Origin of the sequence: Streptomyces zaomyceticus, assembly GCF_014656215.1 — a bacterium.
GTDB lineage: Bacteria > Actinomycetota > Actinomycetes > Streptomycetales > Streptomycetaceae > Streptomyces > Streptomyces zaomyceticus.
Genome location: NZ_BNBZ01000031.1, coordinates 68801 through 84056 on the forward strand (window position 1 = coordinate 68801; position 15256 = coordinate 84056).

General features: G+C 70.1%; 13 protein-coding genes and 1 pseudogene. 7 read left to right on the plus strand and 7 right to left on the minus strand.

All coding sequences use genetic code 11. The features are described 5' to 3' along the window. Positions 1-97 precede the first annotated feature (97 nt). Positions 98-2539, minus strand: coding sequence for a glycoside hydrolase family 9 protein (locus IE311_RS29925; protein WP_229902250.1), 2442 nt, complete (start codon positions 2537-2539; stop codon positions 98-100). Positions 2540-2821: 282 nt separating this feature from the next. Between IE311_RS29925 and IE311_RS29930 the strand changes: the two genes are divergently transcribed. Together IE311_RS29930 and IE311_RS29935 are read left to right on the plus strand one after the other, a co-directional pair. Further along, positions 2822-3499, plus strand: coding sequence for a DUF998 domain-containing protein (locus IE311_RS29930; protein WP_189834964.1), 678 nt, complete (start codon positions 2822-2824; stop codon positions 3497-3499). A 231-nt stretch (positions 3500-3730) separates the two neighbouring features. Then, on the plus strand, positions 3731-4342 hold the full coding sequence (locus tag IE311_RS29935) for a GOLPH3/VPS74 family protein (protein ID WP_189834965.1): 612 nt from the start codon (positions 3731-3733) through the stop codon (positions 4340-4342). Between the two features lie 81 nt (positions 4343-4423). On the opposite strand, the gene IE311_RS29940 is transcribed toward IE311_RS29935, so the two are convergent. Beyond that, entirely contained in the window at positions 4424-5266 is an 843-nt protein-coding gene (locus IE311_RS29940) for a hypothetical protein (protein WP_189834966.1), read from the minus strand. Between the two features lie 209 nt (positions 5267-5475). Here IE311_RS29940 and IE311_RS29945 point away from each other — a divergent pair, with 209 nt between their 5' ends. Continuing rightward, positions 5476-6369 carry an alpha/beta fold hydrolase gene (locus IE311_RS29945; RefSeq protein WP_189834967.1) on the plus strand — a complete coding sequence of 298 codons (894 nt, stop codon included), beginning with the start codon at positions 5476-5478 and terminating at the stop codon, positions 6367-6369. Here the strand turns inward: IE311_RS29945 and IE311_RS29950 are convergent. From IE311_RS29950 to IE311_RS36935, 3 genes are all read right to left on the minus strand, one after another. After that, positions 6351-7007 (minus strand): hypothetical protein, encoded by a 657-nt coding sequence (locus IE311_RS29950; RefSeq protein ID WP_229902251.1) that lies wholly within the window; start codon positions 7005-7007, stop codon positions 6351-6353. The two genes, IE311_RS29945 and IE311_RS29950, sit on opposite strands and share 19 nt — an antisense overlap. Positions 7008-7274: 267 nt before the next feature. Beyond that, a complete protein-coding gene (locus IE311_RS29955) occupies positions 7275-8894 on the minus strand; it encodes a sodium/solute symporter (RefSeq protein WP_189834968.1) in 1620 nt (539 codons plus the stop codon). Continuing rightward, a complete protein-coding gene (locus IE311_RS36935) occupies positions 8891-9232 on the minus strand; it encodes a DUF485 domain-containing protein (protein ID WP_308439837.1) in 342 nt (113 codons plus the stop codon). Before IE311_RS36935 ends, IE311_RS29955 begins: the two co-directional genes overlap by 4 nt. Before the next feature lie 719 nt (positions 9233-9951). On the opposite strand from IE311_RS36935, the gene IE311_RS29965 reads away from it, so the two are divergent. Further along, the gene (locus IE311_RS29965; RefSeq protein ID WP_189834984.1) at positions 9952-10683 is read left to right on the plus strand and encodes an ATP-grasp domain-containing protein; all 732 of its coding nucleotides are present in this window, start codon (positions 9952-9954) and stop codon (positions 10681-10683) included. Positions 10684-11000: 317 nt separating this feature from the next. Then, entirely contained in the window at positions 11001-11774 is a 774-nt protein-coding gene (locus tag IE311_RS29970; RefSeq protein ID WP_189834970.1) for a glycosyltransferase family 2 protein, read from the plus strand. Positions 11775-11946: 172 nt separating this feature from the next. Here IE311_RS29970 and IE311_RS29975 read toward each other — a convergent pair whose 3' ends face one another. Both IE311_RS29975 and IE311_RS29980 read right to left on the minus strand, forming a co-directional pair. Then, positions 11947-12507, minus strand: coding sequence for a hypothetical protein (locus tag IE311_RS29975; RefSeq protein ID WP_189834971.1), 561 nt, complete (start codon positions 12505-12507; stop codon positions 11947-11949). Positions 12508-12732: 225 nt separating this feature from the next. Then, the gene (locus IE311_RS29980) at positions 12733-13848 is read right to left on the minus strand and encodes a hypothetical protein (protein ID WP_189834972.1); all 1116 of its coding nucleotides are present in this window, start codon (positions 13846-13848) and stop codon (positions 12733-12735) included. A gap of 352 nt (positions 13849-14200) precedes the next feature. Between IE311_RS29980 and IE311_RS29985 the strand changes: the two genes are divergently transcribed. Together IE311_RS29985 and IE311_RS29990 are read left to right on the plus strand one after the other, a co-directional pair. Then, positions 14201-14866, plus strand: coding sequence for a class I SAM-dependent methyltransferase (locus IE311_RS29985; protein ID WP_189834973.1), 666 nt, complete (start codon positions 14201-14203; stop codon positions 14864-14866). A gap of 92 nt (positions 14867-14958) precedes the next feature. Continuing rightward, positions 14959-15256, plus strand: a pseudogene (locus IE311_RS29990) (transposase family protein); the annotation flags it as partial.

The window sequence follows — 15256 nt, forward strand, 5'->3', positions numbered from 1 at the left end:
GCGGCCGAGACCAGTAGCCGTTCGGCCGGTCCCCCGGAGGCCTTGCAGACCCTGCCTGCCGCACCGAGCCGGTACGGCAGGCAGGGTCGGGCCCGGCTCAGGAGCAGGAGGCGCCGTTCAGGGTGAACCGTGCGGGGAGCGCGTTCGCCCCCGTGTACGTGGCCTGGAACCCGAAGGAGGCGCTCGCGCCGGCCGCGAGCGCGCCGTTCCACCCCGCGTCCCGGGCGGTCGCGGCGCTGCCCGACTGGCTCACCGTCGCGTTCCACGCGCTGCTGATCTTCTGGTCACCCTCGAAGGTCCACCCGAGGGTCCAGCCGGTGATCGCCGTGGTGCCGGCGTTCTTCACGGCAACTGTGGCCGTGAAGCCGTTGCCCCACGAGCTCTCCACCCGGTACGTCACCGCACAGGACGCCGCGGGCGGCGCGAGGTCGTCCTCGACCTCCGTCGCCGTGAAGGTCGCCGCCGACACACCGGGTCCCCCGGCGATGAACGTCGCACTGCCCGCGACCGTGTCGCCGTCCTGTGCGGCGGAGACCGACACCTGCTGCGGAGTGGCCCAGTTCGCGGGCGTGAAGACAAGGGTCGAACCCGCGGTCGCGGTGAGGTCCTGGTCTCCCGCCGTTCGGGAGACGGTCACCGTGACGCTCTGAGAAGGCGCGGCCGACAGCCGTACGTTCACCGAGGCGGAGCCTCCTTCGGGCACGGCCACCGCGGCGGGCGTCACCTGCACCGCGGGCGCCGCAGGAGCACCGCGCCGCTCCGCGGCGAAGGCCGCCAGCCATGCCAGCGAGGAGTTCCAGTTGATCGCCACCTCGTTGGTGGAGTAGGAACCGATGTCGTCCACGTAACAGGCCGCCGGAGCGCAGCCGTTCAGCCGTTCCTTCGCCACCGGGTCGTCGAGCCCCGCGTTCGGCCCGCCCGCGAAGGAGCCGGCCGGCGGGTGCGGGAGGGAGGCATCGCTCTGATGGGCCCAGAAGCGGTGGTGTTGGTTCTCGGAGGCGCGCTCGCCGTAGCCGGTGATGTACGAGTGGTCCAGGGCGTTGCGCCCCAACAGGTAGTCCAGCGACTCCAGGGCGCCCGCGCGGTAGCGCTGCGCACCGGTGATCTCGTACGCGACGGCCAAGGTGATCGCGTTGTTGGAGACGGCGCTGTTGGATCCCCACACGTAGCCCGTGGCCGGGATCGGTACCGCGTATCCCCCTGCCTCCATGGTGGAGAGATGTCCGTCGGCGGCGGCGGTCAGCAGGCCTCGTACACGGGCCAGGTCGTCCGCGGGCAGGGCCGTCCCGGGGACGGTGGCGAGGGTGATCCGCCCGAGCGTGGCCGTACCGCCCCACCAGAACGCGTCCGCGGGCTTCGCGTGGTGCGGGGAAGAGGTCACCGCGTCCCGGTACTGCGTCTCGGCGGTGGTGGCGAGCAGTTCGGCCGCGGCCCAGTAGAACTCGTCCGAGACATCCGCGTCCTCGTACGCCCCGCCGCCCGCGTTGTCGGTGGCCGACGCGAGCACGTTCGGGTTGGCCTTGGCCGCCGTCCAGGCCCGGCGGGCGGCGTCCAGGCAGCGGGTGGCGAGCGCGGAGTCGTACGGCGCGTACACCCGGGCGCACTGGGCGGCCACGGCCGCCAGATTCAGAGTGGCGGCCGTGGACGGGCGGTGCAACTCGCGCTGCTTGTCGTCGAGTTCGGGACGCGTGGGGAGAGCGGTCCACTCGGTGTCATGCATCTTGTGGAACGCCATGCCCGCTGACGGTTTGCCGGCCGGAACCTGCATCCGCATCAGGAACTCCAGCTCCCAGCGGGCCTCATCCAGCACATCGGGCACCCCGTTGCCTCGCTCGGGCACTCGCAGGGTCGAATCGCCGAGAGCGGCGTCACCGCCCGAGCGGCGCGCCCGCTCATAGGAGTTGACGACCTGCCAGGTCGCGATCCCGCCGTTGACCACGTACTTGCCCTGGTCGCCCGCGTCGTACCAGCCGCCGCGGACATCCAGCCGGTAGTCGCACACGCCGGCCTGGCACGGCACGCTGGTGTCACCCTTGTTCGGCGCCACGCCCAGGTGACCGGCGGGGCGGGCGTACTGGCTGCCCGTCAGGCCGGCGTCGATCGCGATTCCACTGCGCTGCTGGTAGAAGAACGACATGCTGTCGGCGCGCAGCCCGTCGTACAGCGCGGCGGAGATGTCGAACGGATGGCTGGCCTGTCCGCCGACCACCAGGGTGAAGCCTGAGCCTGTACCGGTGTGGCCGCCGAAGTCCACCAGGTGCGTCGACTGGCCGGACGCCTGATCGGAACCCTTCACCGTCGTCGCGCCCGACGCGACCTGCGCACCGGACCCGTCGCGCAGCTGCCAGGCGAGCGGAGCGGAGGCCGAGCTGACCAGGGTGGCCCGCTTGGGCCCGTCCGGCAGGTAGCCGAGCTGGTTGACCCGGACGGGGAAGTCGGAGGGCGCCGCGAGCGCCGTACCGCCGTCTGCGCCGACGAAGTCCGCCGCCAGCGCGGTGGTGGTCAGGGTGCCGGCGGCCAGGGCGAGACCGGTGAACACGGCGGCAGCGCGACGTAACGCGCCGCGGAGGATGACACGAGGCAAGGGTGGGGGCCTTCCACGAAGGGGAGCAGACGAATGGGAGCGCTCCCATTCGCCATCAAGCCAGTGTTGCAGGTGTCCCGTCAAGAGACCTGCAGGGAATGGATGCCGATCCGGACCCGCCCCGGACAGCCGCAGTCGGGTTCGCCCCACCCTGTTCCGGGGGCTTGTCGGAGTGCCTCGGTTCGGCATCGCATGGTCGGCTGTCCGCACGGGATTCGCGTGACGGAGGGTGGACAGATGAGAGTCCGTATCGGGTACTTGGCGTGGATCGTGGGCGTGGCGCAGTTCTTCGTCGTCCATCGGATCGCCGAGTCGGCCTGGGCCAGACCGTACAGCTGGGCGCGGAACAACATCAGCGACCTGGGCAACGCTCACTGCGCCGTGCAACCGGAGCCCGAACCGCGGTACATCTGCTCCCCCGAGCACGGTCTGATGAACGGTTCATTCATCACCCTCGGGGTGCTCCTCGTCCTCGGCGTGGTCCTGACCGATGGTGCCCTGTGGCGCACAGGCCGGACCGCCGCCATGGCTCGTCTGCTGCTCGCCGGTGCCGGTGCGGGATTCGTGACGGCCGGGCTGGCTCCCGCCGACGTCAACGAGAACCAGCATGTCCTGGGCGCCCTCCTCATCATGGTGGCGGGCAACATCGGTCTCGTCCTGGCCGGGTTCGGTCTGAGGGAACGGATGCCGATCCCCCTGCGGTGGGCAGCCGGACTGCTGGGAGTCACGGCGATCGCCGCCCTGGGGCTGTTCCTCTCCCACCACTACCTCGGTCTCGGCATGGGAGGTATGGAGCGGGTCGCCGCCTTCCCTCTCTTGTTCTGGGTCCTGGCTGTCGGCGGTCACGGTGTCACCCGTCGGTCAGGCCGTACGCACGGGGCGATACCGGCAGCACGCCTCAGCCGTGCGGGCTGAGGGGGTTCGTCGGCCGCTGGTCGACGGGGTGGCTTGCTCGGAGATCCCGGACTGTTCAACCACTCCCGGCGCCAGCCTCACCCGTTCCGTCAGGAGCGTCGGCCGTTCCGTCAGGAGGTGTCCCGGGCGATACTGATCACGACAGCCGTTTCACCATCGCGACCCGCCCCGGACCCGGGCCGACCGGGCACCGGCGCACCCGTTGCCGATGTCTCCGAAGGGAAGTCGTTCATGACCACGGCGAAGGACCTGTTCATCATCGCCATGAACCCGGCCGCGGAACACCCCGTGGGGCAGGGAGACCTCTCCCTCGCACTCGCCGGGGCCGAGCTGATCGATCTCATCGGTACGGGGGCCGTCGCCGTGGACGGCGACCGCATCGTGCCCGGCGGGCCCATCGGCGTGGACGATCGACTTCTGGACGAGGCCGCCGCACAGCTCACCCGGCAGGCGCCCTACGAGCGGATCGAGGACTGGTTGTGGCGGCGCGGCCAAGACCTGTCGGCCTCGTACCAGACCGCCCTCGAAGAGGACGGGGAGCTCACTCGGAAGCGAAGCGGCCGGTTGCCCTTCGGCCAGGAGCGCGTCGAGCAGGTCGACACGCCCGCCAGCCGCAGGGCGGCCGAACGCTGGAAGGACAAGGAACCCGTGCTGGTCGCCTTCGCCACCGTCGTAGGAATCGACAGTGGCCGGCCCGACGACGACGTTGACCTCAACCTCGACGACGAAGCTGCGACGACCGTGGTGGCCATCACCCACGACGCGGTCATGGAACTCGAAGCCGTACGTCAGAGGCGATCCATCGAGAACTCCGCCTACGCCAACCTCTGGCGCGCGCCATAGTCCAAGCCCTGGAGCCGACCAAGCGCTGGACACTGCCGAGCTCTGGAGCCTGCCAAGCGCTGGACCCAGCCAAGGCAGTCGTCAGTACGCCCCGAACGACCAGAAGACGCCCACCTCCTCGTCGGCCACCGCGATCAGGCCCAAGTCCTCGAAGAGATCGAGGCCGTTGAGGTACTCGGAGGTGAGGAATCCATGGGATTTCGTGCCCTGGAGGCCGGCCGCGAGGAAGTCCGGGGCCGGGTCTCCGGCGGCGGCCGTCGCATTGGTCCAGTAGCGCGCGGTGGGACCGTACCGGTCGAGCAGGATCCGGGCGTCCGCCAGCACGGCGTCCCGGTCCGGGCGGGAGCGGACAGGGGCATGCTCCGACTGCCATTCCTCGGCCATGATCGCGAGCGCGGCAACCGCCGCCTCCGGGTCCAGGGGGTACAGGCGGTCGGGGATCTCCGAGACGTCCGGGGGATCGAAAGGGTACGCGGGAACCGTGTGGCGGGCGGTGTTGGTGCGGTCCCCGTCCAGTCGAACCCAGCCCCGGGGGTCGGCGACCGTCCGGTGCAGTACGGCGTGAACGTCGTACGCCCAGTTCTCGTTCCGCCGGGGGCCGGTGGCCGCAAAGGTGTACGTGTCGTCGAGCAACCGCAGTGCCGCAGCGTTCCAGGGACTACGACGGCGCCGGAACTCCCCCAGCAAACTGCCGACTTGCCGCACGAAGACGTCTTCCGGCTCACAGGGGATACGACGGAGCCGGTCGAGGACCCAGCGGAGGAGCTCGCCCCCGCCGTCGGCACCTTCCACCCCTCCCTCACCCTCCACCGGGAGACAAGCCGGCGCCTGCGGCAGCGGGAGAACCGCTCCGTCCCGGAGCGCTTCCAGTCGTGCGTCGAGCAGGTCCAGGGCAGTCCGGTCGGGGTCGGCACACGTGGGCATTTCATCACTGTAGGCCGCCCCTTTCGCACTTCTCCGGCCCGGGAGGCGATCGGCAGGACGGCCTGGTGTGTGCAGAGGGGCACGTGAGGATCTCGCCGACTGGATCCCCACGCGAACGGGCACACCAGGAGACGGATCGCCGCCGTCGGAATCGATGTCGTTGCAGCCGGCGATGCGCAACACCGTCGTCCCGGCCTAGGCTCCCTCCCATGGGACACCCTGTGCGCACCGACGACGGCCGGGTCCTCGTGGCCGAGGAATGGGGCAATCCTTCGGGTGCCCCCGTGGTCCTCTTCCACGGGACGCCCGGCACCCGTCTCGGCACCCTGCTTCCCGGGCTCGCCGAGCAGCACCCCGGCTTCCGGTTCCTCGCGTACGACCGTCCCGGCTACGGGGAGTCCCGGCGCGTCCCGGGCCGCCGCGTCGCCGACGCGGCCCGGGACGCGGCCGCCGTCGCCGATGCCTTCGGAGTGGAGAGGTTCGCGGTGGTCGGCCGGTCCGGCGGAGGCCCGCACGCGCTCGCGTGCGCGGCGCTGCTGCCGGACCGCGTCCGGGCGGCCGCCGTACTGGTCGGGCTCGCGCCGCCGGACGCGGCCGGTCTCGACTGGTACGCGGGCATGACCCCGTTCAACGTGCACGAGTACGGACTGGCCCTCGCCCATCTGGACGGGCGGGACCCCGGCGGGCTCGAACGGGACCTCGCCGCCCGGGCCGCCGACCTCCGGCGGGACCCGGTCCGGCTCCTCGACGACCTGCGTACCGACCTGTCCCCCCATGACCTGCCGGTCGTCGAGGATCCCCGGGTGCGCGCGGTGCTGCTGCGCACCTACCAGGAGGCCCTGCGGGTCTCGCACCACGGCTGGCTCGACGACTGCCTGGCCTTCGTCCGCCCGTGGGGCTTCGACGTCTCCTCCATCACTTCACCCGTGCTGCTGTGGCACGGCCTCGACGACGCCTTCTCGCCGGTGGCGCACACGCGTTGGCTGGCCGGACGAATCCCCGGCGCCGATCCCGTCCTCGTACCGGACGCCGGTCATTTCGCCGCCCAGTTGGCGCTGCCCGATGTGCTGCGCTGGATGGAGGGTCAGGGCGCCGGGCGCTGATACGAGGTCGAGCGGGCGCCCTTCAAGGCGTCGAGGATCCGTTCATGGCTGTCCCCGACGACATCGCCGACCCGGACCCTGAGGTGGAGCGCTTCGACCTCGTCGACGAAGCGCTGGGAGAAGGCGCCGAGCATCGTCGTCTCGTAGGAGCCGGTGCCCACCAGGGGAAAGTGCCCCATGGTGACCAGCTGGAAGTCCTCCCCCACGGTGAGCCCGGCGCCGGTCAGCACCTCCGCCACGCCCTGGACGTCAGTCCAGGGGGCAGCGTGCCGCGGGTCCTCGCCGCGCAGGACGGCCCGGCACTCGTAGGCCTCGACCACCACGGTGTGCGAACCTCCGTTGAGCAGTCCGACCTGCCATTCCGGTACGCCGCCCCGCAGGTGCCCGGTCGTCCAGTCGGCGCGCCAGCCCAGGGCCGGCCGTACGGTGCGGGCGTACTGTGCCCTGGCGAGAACCGCTCCGACCGCGACGGCGAGCAGGCTGCCGAGCGGCTCCATGTCGAGCAGCTCCAGCCGCCACGGCCATTCGATCCTGGCCGCCGCCGTCATGTTGGCCCGGACGACCTCCCAGCCGAGCACCGCCGTCAGCAGGACCAGCATCACGATCGGCGCCGTGAAGAGCAACGGGCTTCGTCGCACCCGTCGTTGAGCATCCGCCTCGATGGTCGGCCCACCCCGCCTGAACCTGCCCACGACCACTCCCCCGGTTCTCGAACAACGGTCCCCCGACCATGCGCGCGGCCGAGGGGCCTCAACCGGCTCATGGTGCCGGAACCGGGGCGTCGCCGACTAGGGTCTTTCGTTCGGCAAGAGCCGAGAGAGAGGCTCTAGGCACCTCGGGGCGGCCGAAAGCAGCGCCCGGCCTGGAACTTCAGGCCGGGCGCTGCTTTCGTCGGGGCGTGCGCGTCAGGACGCGGAGGCGCTGTTCGGCGCGGGTGTGCCGGCCAGGATCGTCTCCTCCACCGCTTCGTACCGCATGCGCTGGTCGGCCGGGTCACGTTCGTAGAGCACCGTGCCGAGCCAGCCCGCGAGGAAGCCCAGCGGGACCGAGAGGATGCCCGACGTGGTGAACGGGAACCAGTTGAAGTCCTGGTCCGGGAAGATCGCCTGGGGCGATCCGGACACCAGCTTGCTGCCGGCCATGAGGATGAACGCGGAGACGCTGCCCACGATGAGGGTGAGGAGGAGTCCCGTACGGGAGTAGCGGCGCCAGAAGAGGCTGTAGATGAGGGCCGGTGCGACCGCGGATGCGCCGATGCAGAACGACAGCGTGAGCAGTGCCTGAAGGTTCAGATGCCTTGCACCGGCGGCGATCGCGATCGCCACGAACCCGACGCCCGCCGCGGCGGTCCGGGCGATGACCATCTCCGCGGATCCCTTCAGTCGCGCCTTGCGGCGCAACCCGTGCGTGATGAGGTCGTGCGCCAGGGTGTTGGCGCAGGCGAGGGTGATCCCGGCGACCGAGGCCAGCAGGGTGAGGAAGATGGCCGTCGACACGGCCGTGAACAGCAGTGTCTCGACGGCCGTCTGGTCCGCGCCCATGACGGCCTGGCTCACCAGGAGGAACGCCGTCTTGCCCTGCGGGTCGCCGGCGACGATCCCCTGGTGGCCGACGATCGCCGCCGCGCCGAACCCGATGACGGTGATCAGCAGACAGGTCACGACGACGGTCGACACGGCCCAGGACATCGAGCGCCGCACGGCTGCCGCGCTGCGCGCGGTGAACATGCGCATGGTGATCTGCGGCAGCACCGCGGCACCGAGCACGACCGTCAGCTGAGTGCTGATCATGTCGAGTTCGTTCCCCCCGAACTGCAGACCGGCGGCGAGGTAGGCGTCTCCCGCCCCGCTGCCGCGCTTGGCGGCGTCCAGCAGGGAGGGCAAACTGAAGTCGAAGCGGTTGAGGATGAGCACCGCGATCGCGAAGGACGCGCCGAGCAGGACGACGGTCTTGACGATCTGGATGAAGGCGGTGCCCTTCATGCCGCCGATCGCCGCGTAGGCGATCATCAGCAGGCCCAGGGACACGATCGCCCCCGTCTTGAAGCCGTCGGCGTCGAAGCCGAGGACGACGGAGAGAAGATCGCCCGCGCCCGCGAGCTGGAAGATCACCAGCGGCAGCAGTGCGGTCAGGGTGACCGAGGCCGTGGCGATCCGCACGGCGGGGCCGGGGAGCCGCCGGGTGAAGACGTCGCCGATCGTGAACCGCCCGGCGTTGCGGAGTGGTTCGGCGAGCAGGAACATCATCAGGACCAGCGAGAGCACGGTGCTCAGTGCGAGCGTGACGCCGTCGTAGCCGACGAGCGCGATGATGCCGATGGTGCCGAGCACGGTGCCGGCCGAGATGTAGTCGCCGGCGATCGCGAGGCCGCTCTGCACGGGGGACAGCGAGCGGTAGCCGGTGTAGAAATCGCCCAGGTCGTCACGATCAGGGCCGGTCATCACGCACAGCAGCAGCGTGACGGTGATGACCGCGATGAACGCCATCAGCGACATGGTCTGGGCCTCGGAGCTGAAGCTGGTCATGCGCGCGCACCTCCGCCGGGCTGCTGCCACACGGGACGTCCGGGGCGGCCCTGGCGCTCCGGCCGGGGCGCGGCCGCCTGCTCGGCGCGTTGACGGATCGCCGCCGCGAGCGGGTCGACGCGGTTGCGCGCGATCCGCTCGTACAGCGCGATCGCGGCCAGCGCCACGGGCAGCTGGAGCAGCCCCAGGACCAGACCGGCGGTGAGACCGCCGGTGATCTTGCTGGTCATCATCCAGGGGGCGTAGCCGGACAGGAAGAGAAAGACGACGAAGTAGCCGAGCGCGGTGAAGGTGGCGACGCGGCGAAGCCTGCGGTACGCCGTTCCGAGCCGGTGCAAGTCATCACGATCATCGGTGGCAGCGGGCGGTCGCGGCTGCGGGGGCGCGTCCCAGCCCTGCGGCGAGGAGTCCCACGCTCGCGGGGACGAGTCCCAGGCTGCCTGTGGATCGGTGTCCCAGGACGGCGATCCGCCCTCCCAGGACTGCGACGCCGCCTCATGGCGGTGCCGCCCGGCATTCTGGTGCTGGGGGACGGGCGGTGGGCCGGGGAAAGGCTGGTGGTATGACATCGATCTTGCTCCTTGCCGCCCCGGGGAACGGGCGGGTGGCGCTGGTGGTCCGCGTACGTTACTCATGGGTATAGCTCCTGCGTAAGGGGGTTCCGACCGCGCGGTATGTCGGTTCGGTGACGATCCTGTGCGCGTGCCGACGAAACCGGCGTTAACGTCCGCCGTGGAACTTTCCGCAGGTCACGGGTGAGTCTCGGACCGCCCCTGGGGCCGGGCAGGCATTTCCCGGTCCCCGGCCCGGGGCGCTGCCCGCCGCGCCGCGGCCGGGCCGGAGCGGCCGGACCACCCGCTGGAGCAGCTCCCCCGCACCCCCCGGGGCCAAGGGCTCGATCATCACCGCACAGCGCAGACTCCGACTTCAATGAGACGACGTCCAAACCGACGTCTGAACCGAAGGCGGCCAGAGCGGGGCGGGGCTAGCCTGGCGGCTTTGTACGTCGCGAAGGAGGATTGCGGTGCTTGTCATGCCTGGGCGGCGGACGTCGACGATGGAGCTGTTGGCCGTGGAGGCGGCGGGGCGGGGCATGGAGGTCCTGACCGCGGAGGAGGCTGCCACGGCGGGTGGACCGTCGTACTGGTACGGGGGTCCCGCAGCAGGCGCGCGGTGGGCCGGACGGCTGGGGTTCGCGTTGCTCGAACCGGCGGATGAGTGGCTCGCCGACCTGCCTGAGGAGTTCACCGGGCGGGACGTCCGTGCGGCAACCGTCCTGGACGCATGGGCGATCGAGCGGCCGACGTTCGTCAAGCCACCGCGGGACAAGTCCTTCCCCGCGGACGTCTACGCAGACGGCTCCCGGCTTCCCGCCGATCTGGACCCTCTCACTCCTGTGCTGCTCTCCGACGTGGTGACCTTCGCTGCCGAGTACCGGCTCTTCCTGCTCGACGGACAGATCGCCACAGGCAGTCGATACGCGGTCTTCGGCCGGCTCGACCCATACCCGCTCGACCGGCACGGGCCCCTCGCCGCGGAGATCGCCGAATTCATCGACCGCCTGGTCGCCGACGCCGGTCCCGCCCTGCCGAGTGCCGTCGTCGTGGACGTCGGGCAGCTGCTCGACGCCTACCGCCCGGGCCACCAGTGGGCCGTGGTGGAGGCCAATATGGCGTGGTTCTCCCACGCGTACGCCGCTGACCCGGCGCGGGTGCTCGACGTAGTGCTGAGAGCGGCCGGGCCGCGCGAACACGTGAAGCCTGCGGATCTGCCGTTCGTGCGGCACTGAATCTGTCCGACCTCTCGAGATCCCGCCCCCTCGGCGGGTGGACGCGTCGCAGCGGGGTAACGGGAACGGCGGCGGATCAGGAGTCCAGGTGGTGCGGGCCGTGCGGACCCCGCGTCCTCGACGTACGACTGGCCGACGGTGACCTGCCGAGCGTTCGCCGCCACGTCGTAGCCGAGGACACACCGGCCCGTCTCCGGGCCGTAGAGCCGGCGCCGGCCCCACGTAACCCTGACCAGCGACAACACACGCGTGGCACACCCACTAGGATTCCGGTGCTTCAATGGAACATCGTCTTTGATCACGCAAGGAGAAGCACTGTGCCCCTGGTGTCCGTCGTAATGCCCGTGTACAACTCGGCAGCGACGCTCGGCGCGGCGGTTCGATCTGTGCTCTCGCAGACCCACAGCGATGTGGAACTGCTGGTCACCGACGACAAGTCTTCCGACGACTCCTTGGACCTGCTGATGGAGTTCGCCCGGCAGGACGAGCGCGTCAAGCCGGAGTCGGCACCGGAGCAGGGCGGTGCCGGCCGGGCACGCAACCTCGCCATCGAGCGGGCCCGGGGCGATTACGTCGCCTTCCTCGACAGCGACGACATGTGGCTTCCGCAGAAGGCCGAGCGGCAGATCGAGTTCGCCGCTGCGGGTGATGCGCCCCTGACGTTCACCTCCTATTACAAGATGGATGCCGACTACGACGGCGAGAGCACCGACTTCGTCCCGAACGGACGAGTGGTCCGCGCGCGGGAACACGTGGACTACCGGGCGATGCTGGTGCGGGACTACATCGGCGCTCTGACCGCCATGTACGACCGCAAGGTGCTCGGCACGCGGCTGATGCCGGAGATGCGGAAGCGACAGGACTACGCGCTGTGGTTGTCGATCATGCGGGACGGCGCCGACGCCCGGGGTCTGACCGAGCCGCTCGCGGTGTACAGAGCGCATCAGGCGGGTTCGCTGTCCTCGAACAAGCTGTCCCTGGTCCAGTACAACTGGGAGCTCTACCGCCGGCACGAAGGGTTGTCGGTCCCCCAGGCGACGCGCGGGCTGGCCGGTGCGGTGTGGCAGTCGCTGCGTAACTCGCGGATCTAGGACTCCCGGCGAGACCCGGCCGGACGCCCCCCCCCTGCGCATCGGTTGCGAGCTCACTGACTGTGCTGGTGCGACCGCGAGCCGGCAGCAGGTGTCGATGGTTACTGGCCGCATCCGCTGCCTGACGGACGTGGGATGTGCGGGCGAGCAGCGTGAGTGGCCCGCTCTCCCCTCAGGGGCCGACGGCGCGGACGCGGTCGGCTGAAAGGTGCAGCTCGTACGGACAACAGCAGTCGGAGCAGAGTGTGGCGACGAAGGTGCCGCAGGCACACAACTGGTTCATTCCGCCGGTCGGGGTCGCTCCGCAGCAGGCTGAGGACACATGCTGAACCTCCAGTCCGCGGGCATCGTCCGGGTTGATGACGATGTTGCCTCGCGGGCCTTGCGACACGAGGTACTGCCCGTGCTCGTTGCTTTTCGTCCCGTAGCGCGGCATCACCTGCGCAGGCACCTCGGAGACCACCAGGGGTGCGCCGTACGGCTCCGTCTCGATGGCGTAGCAGCCTGACGGGACAGTGGACGGCGACGGACCGGGCTCCTCGGCGTTCCACCACTCGTAGTACGGCAGCTCGGGAACCGCGTGCAGTCGAGTGAGAGGGCCCGTCAGGGGGACTTCACATGTCGCGCAGACGAAGACCACCGCTTCGGCCTCTGCGGCGCCCTCTGTAGCGGAGGCGGCGGGCTTGGGCGCAGCCTTGCCGGGGCCCTGAGCCTGGTCTCGTCGGTCGTACATGCGCTGAGCGTACGCGGCACGCCGCCTGGCCTTTTCAGCCACCCCGCCGGGGCACGACACGTCTCGGCCGGGGCACTGCCGCTCCTCGCAGTCGAACCTCCGTGCGGCACCCACTGGATGATCCGGTGCCCGCACCCGTCGAACGTCAGCCGGCGAACATCAGCCGACGACGGCGACGGCGCGGGCTGACGTTCGACGGGGGCTTCGATTCGACAGGCGGCCGGTCTAACCGCCGTACTCCCATGCGGCCTCCACAGCCGGCCCCTCGGCCTGGATCTTCAGCAGTCGAGAGGCGATGGCTCCTTCATTGCGGCCGAACTCCCGCGACAGATCCGACAGCGAGGCCCCCTGGGCGCAGCGCTCGGCCAGCCTCAGTTCGTCTCCGGGCTCCCAGGGCTTGTAAGCGTTTGGGTGTTGCTCCCGCTTCGCCTCCACGGTGTACGCCTTGGGCTCTTCCGGCTCGGCCGGCGGACGCGGCTCGGGCACGAGGTCGCCGGGGTAGGGCGCGAGCTTGAGACTGTAGAGCTTCCAGCGGATGGACTTCTCGCTGCGCCCGAGTTGCTGGGCCAGTTGTTCCGGGCTCTTGCCCGCCCGGTGGTGCTCCTTGAGCTGGGCGAGGGCTTCGGCGGTCCATGCCTGACCGTGGCGGGCGGCCTTGGCAGGGGCGGAGGCCACGGGCGTCGTGGACGGGTCGGCGGTGGACTGTGTGGTCGTGGACGACATGGCCTTCACGGACGCGGCGGGAGCCGAAGGGGCGAACTCGTCGGGGACCGGAGGAGAAGCGATCGGGGCTGAGGCGACGGGTGCCGCGGCGTTGGGTGCGGAAGCGACGGGTGCCGCGACGATGGGCGCTGAGGCAAGAAGGCGGCTGACCTCCCCGAGGTCACCCGCCTCCAGCTCTCCCGTGAGTTCACCTCGAATGACTCCGTCGGGCGTGCAGACGACGATCGTGATCCCGACGCGCCCTCCTGGAAGGAGGTCGGCGTGCAGGTTGTAGCGACGGCTGGAACTGCCGATCTCCAACCTCACTGTCGCCGATTCCCGCGCCTCTGCGGCGGGGGCCGCGGGCACCTGCCGGTAGGCGGGAGACAGCAATTCGTGGACATGCCAGGTAGCCAGGAAGGTGTCGCCGTTGTCGAGTCGGTAGCTCGTCTCGCTCGCTTCCAGGTCGCATGCCGCGTACAGAACCTCGACACGCTCGCCGTCGAACAGACCCGGCTCCTCGCCTCGGGCAGTGGGCGGGAGGGTGAGAGCACCGCGGGCCGGCTGGACGCCATGGGTGGTGGTGTCAGGGTCTCCGTGCCACGTGCCTCGGGCGTCACGGAAAGCGTAGATCAGCACAGCGAGCAGTCCTTCATCCTGATGTGGTGTCGGTCAATGACGGCCTGTCACCAGCAGCGCGGCCGAACGCGGCCCACCCACAGCCCCACAAGTCTCTTCGAATCCTCGGGTGCGCCCGCTGAACTGCCGCGATACCGGCCCGAATCGGAGTTCCCGACCTTCCCGCACCGTCATCCTTCGCCTGCTGGCGTCATGCCTCACTCATTCCACCAAGCAACCGTCAAGAGCAGCGAGAGAACAATGCAAGGTGGCTGATTTCCCCACCCTGAGCGGCCGGTCGTCGCGCATGGGGTGGGACGGATGATCGGAATTCGCTCGGCACGCCTCGGGGCCGGGAACTACTGTCGCGAGCATGGTCGAACACGATGCCCTCAGCACCACCCGCCGAGCCTATGACGCGGCCGCCCTTCAGTACGCACAGCTGTTCCGCGACGAGCTGCGTGACGCTCCCTTGGACCGTGCGATGTTGAGTGCCTTTGCCGAGGTCGTACGTGCGAGTGGGGACGGTCGGGTCGCGGACCTGGGCTGCGGGCCCGGCCACATCACGGCTCATCTGGACGAGCTGGGGCTGGCGGCGTTCGGCGTCGACGCCTCCGCGACGATGATCGAGTTGGCTCGACAGGCGTATCCGGCCATCAAGTTCGAGGTGGGCTCGATGGCGGCGCTGAACACCGCGGACGGCGCGCTGAGCGGCGTGCTCTCCCGCTGGTCCATCATCCACACCCCGCCGCAGGACCTGCCCGCGATCTTGACGGAGTTCCACCGCGTACTCGCACCCGGTGGCCACCTTCTGATCGGGCTCTGGGCCACCGACGGCCCCACTCATGCGACACAGATCTTCGATCACGCGGTCGCTCCGGCCTATCGATGGTCGCCCGACCACCTCGCCGCCATGCTGCGTGAGACCGGGTTGGCAGAGGTGGCCCGGATGGTTCGAGAGCCCGAGCCCACCGACCGCCGCCAGTTCCAGGCGATTCACCTGCTCGCCCGTAAGACCTCGGGGCGGTCCGTTGAATGATCTCTGAGCTCGACACGGGAGCGGCGGGTTCGGCCCGGGACGTGGGCTCTCCAGCGAGTCTCCGATCTCGGCCGCCCCTGGAGGGCCGCCTGGCCCGGGTCGAGTCCGGTGCCAAGCGGGCGGCCGGCAACACGACGACGATCGCGGACGGCGGCTACCTGGGCACCGGGCTGATCATGCCGCACCGCCGGCGCAAGGGCGAGGAACCGCCCGACGGGAAGGAGGCCCACGACATGAGCCACAAATGGGTTCACGCCCGCGTCGAGCACGCCTTCGCCCGTATGAAGACCTGGAAGGTCCTGCGCGACCGCCGCTTGGGAAACGACGGTGTGTGCCACGGGAGGCCGGCCTTGGGGAGCATCGGGGCAGCCGCTATCGGCTGCCCCGATG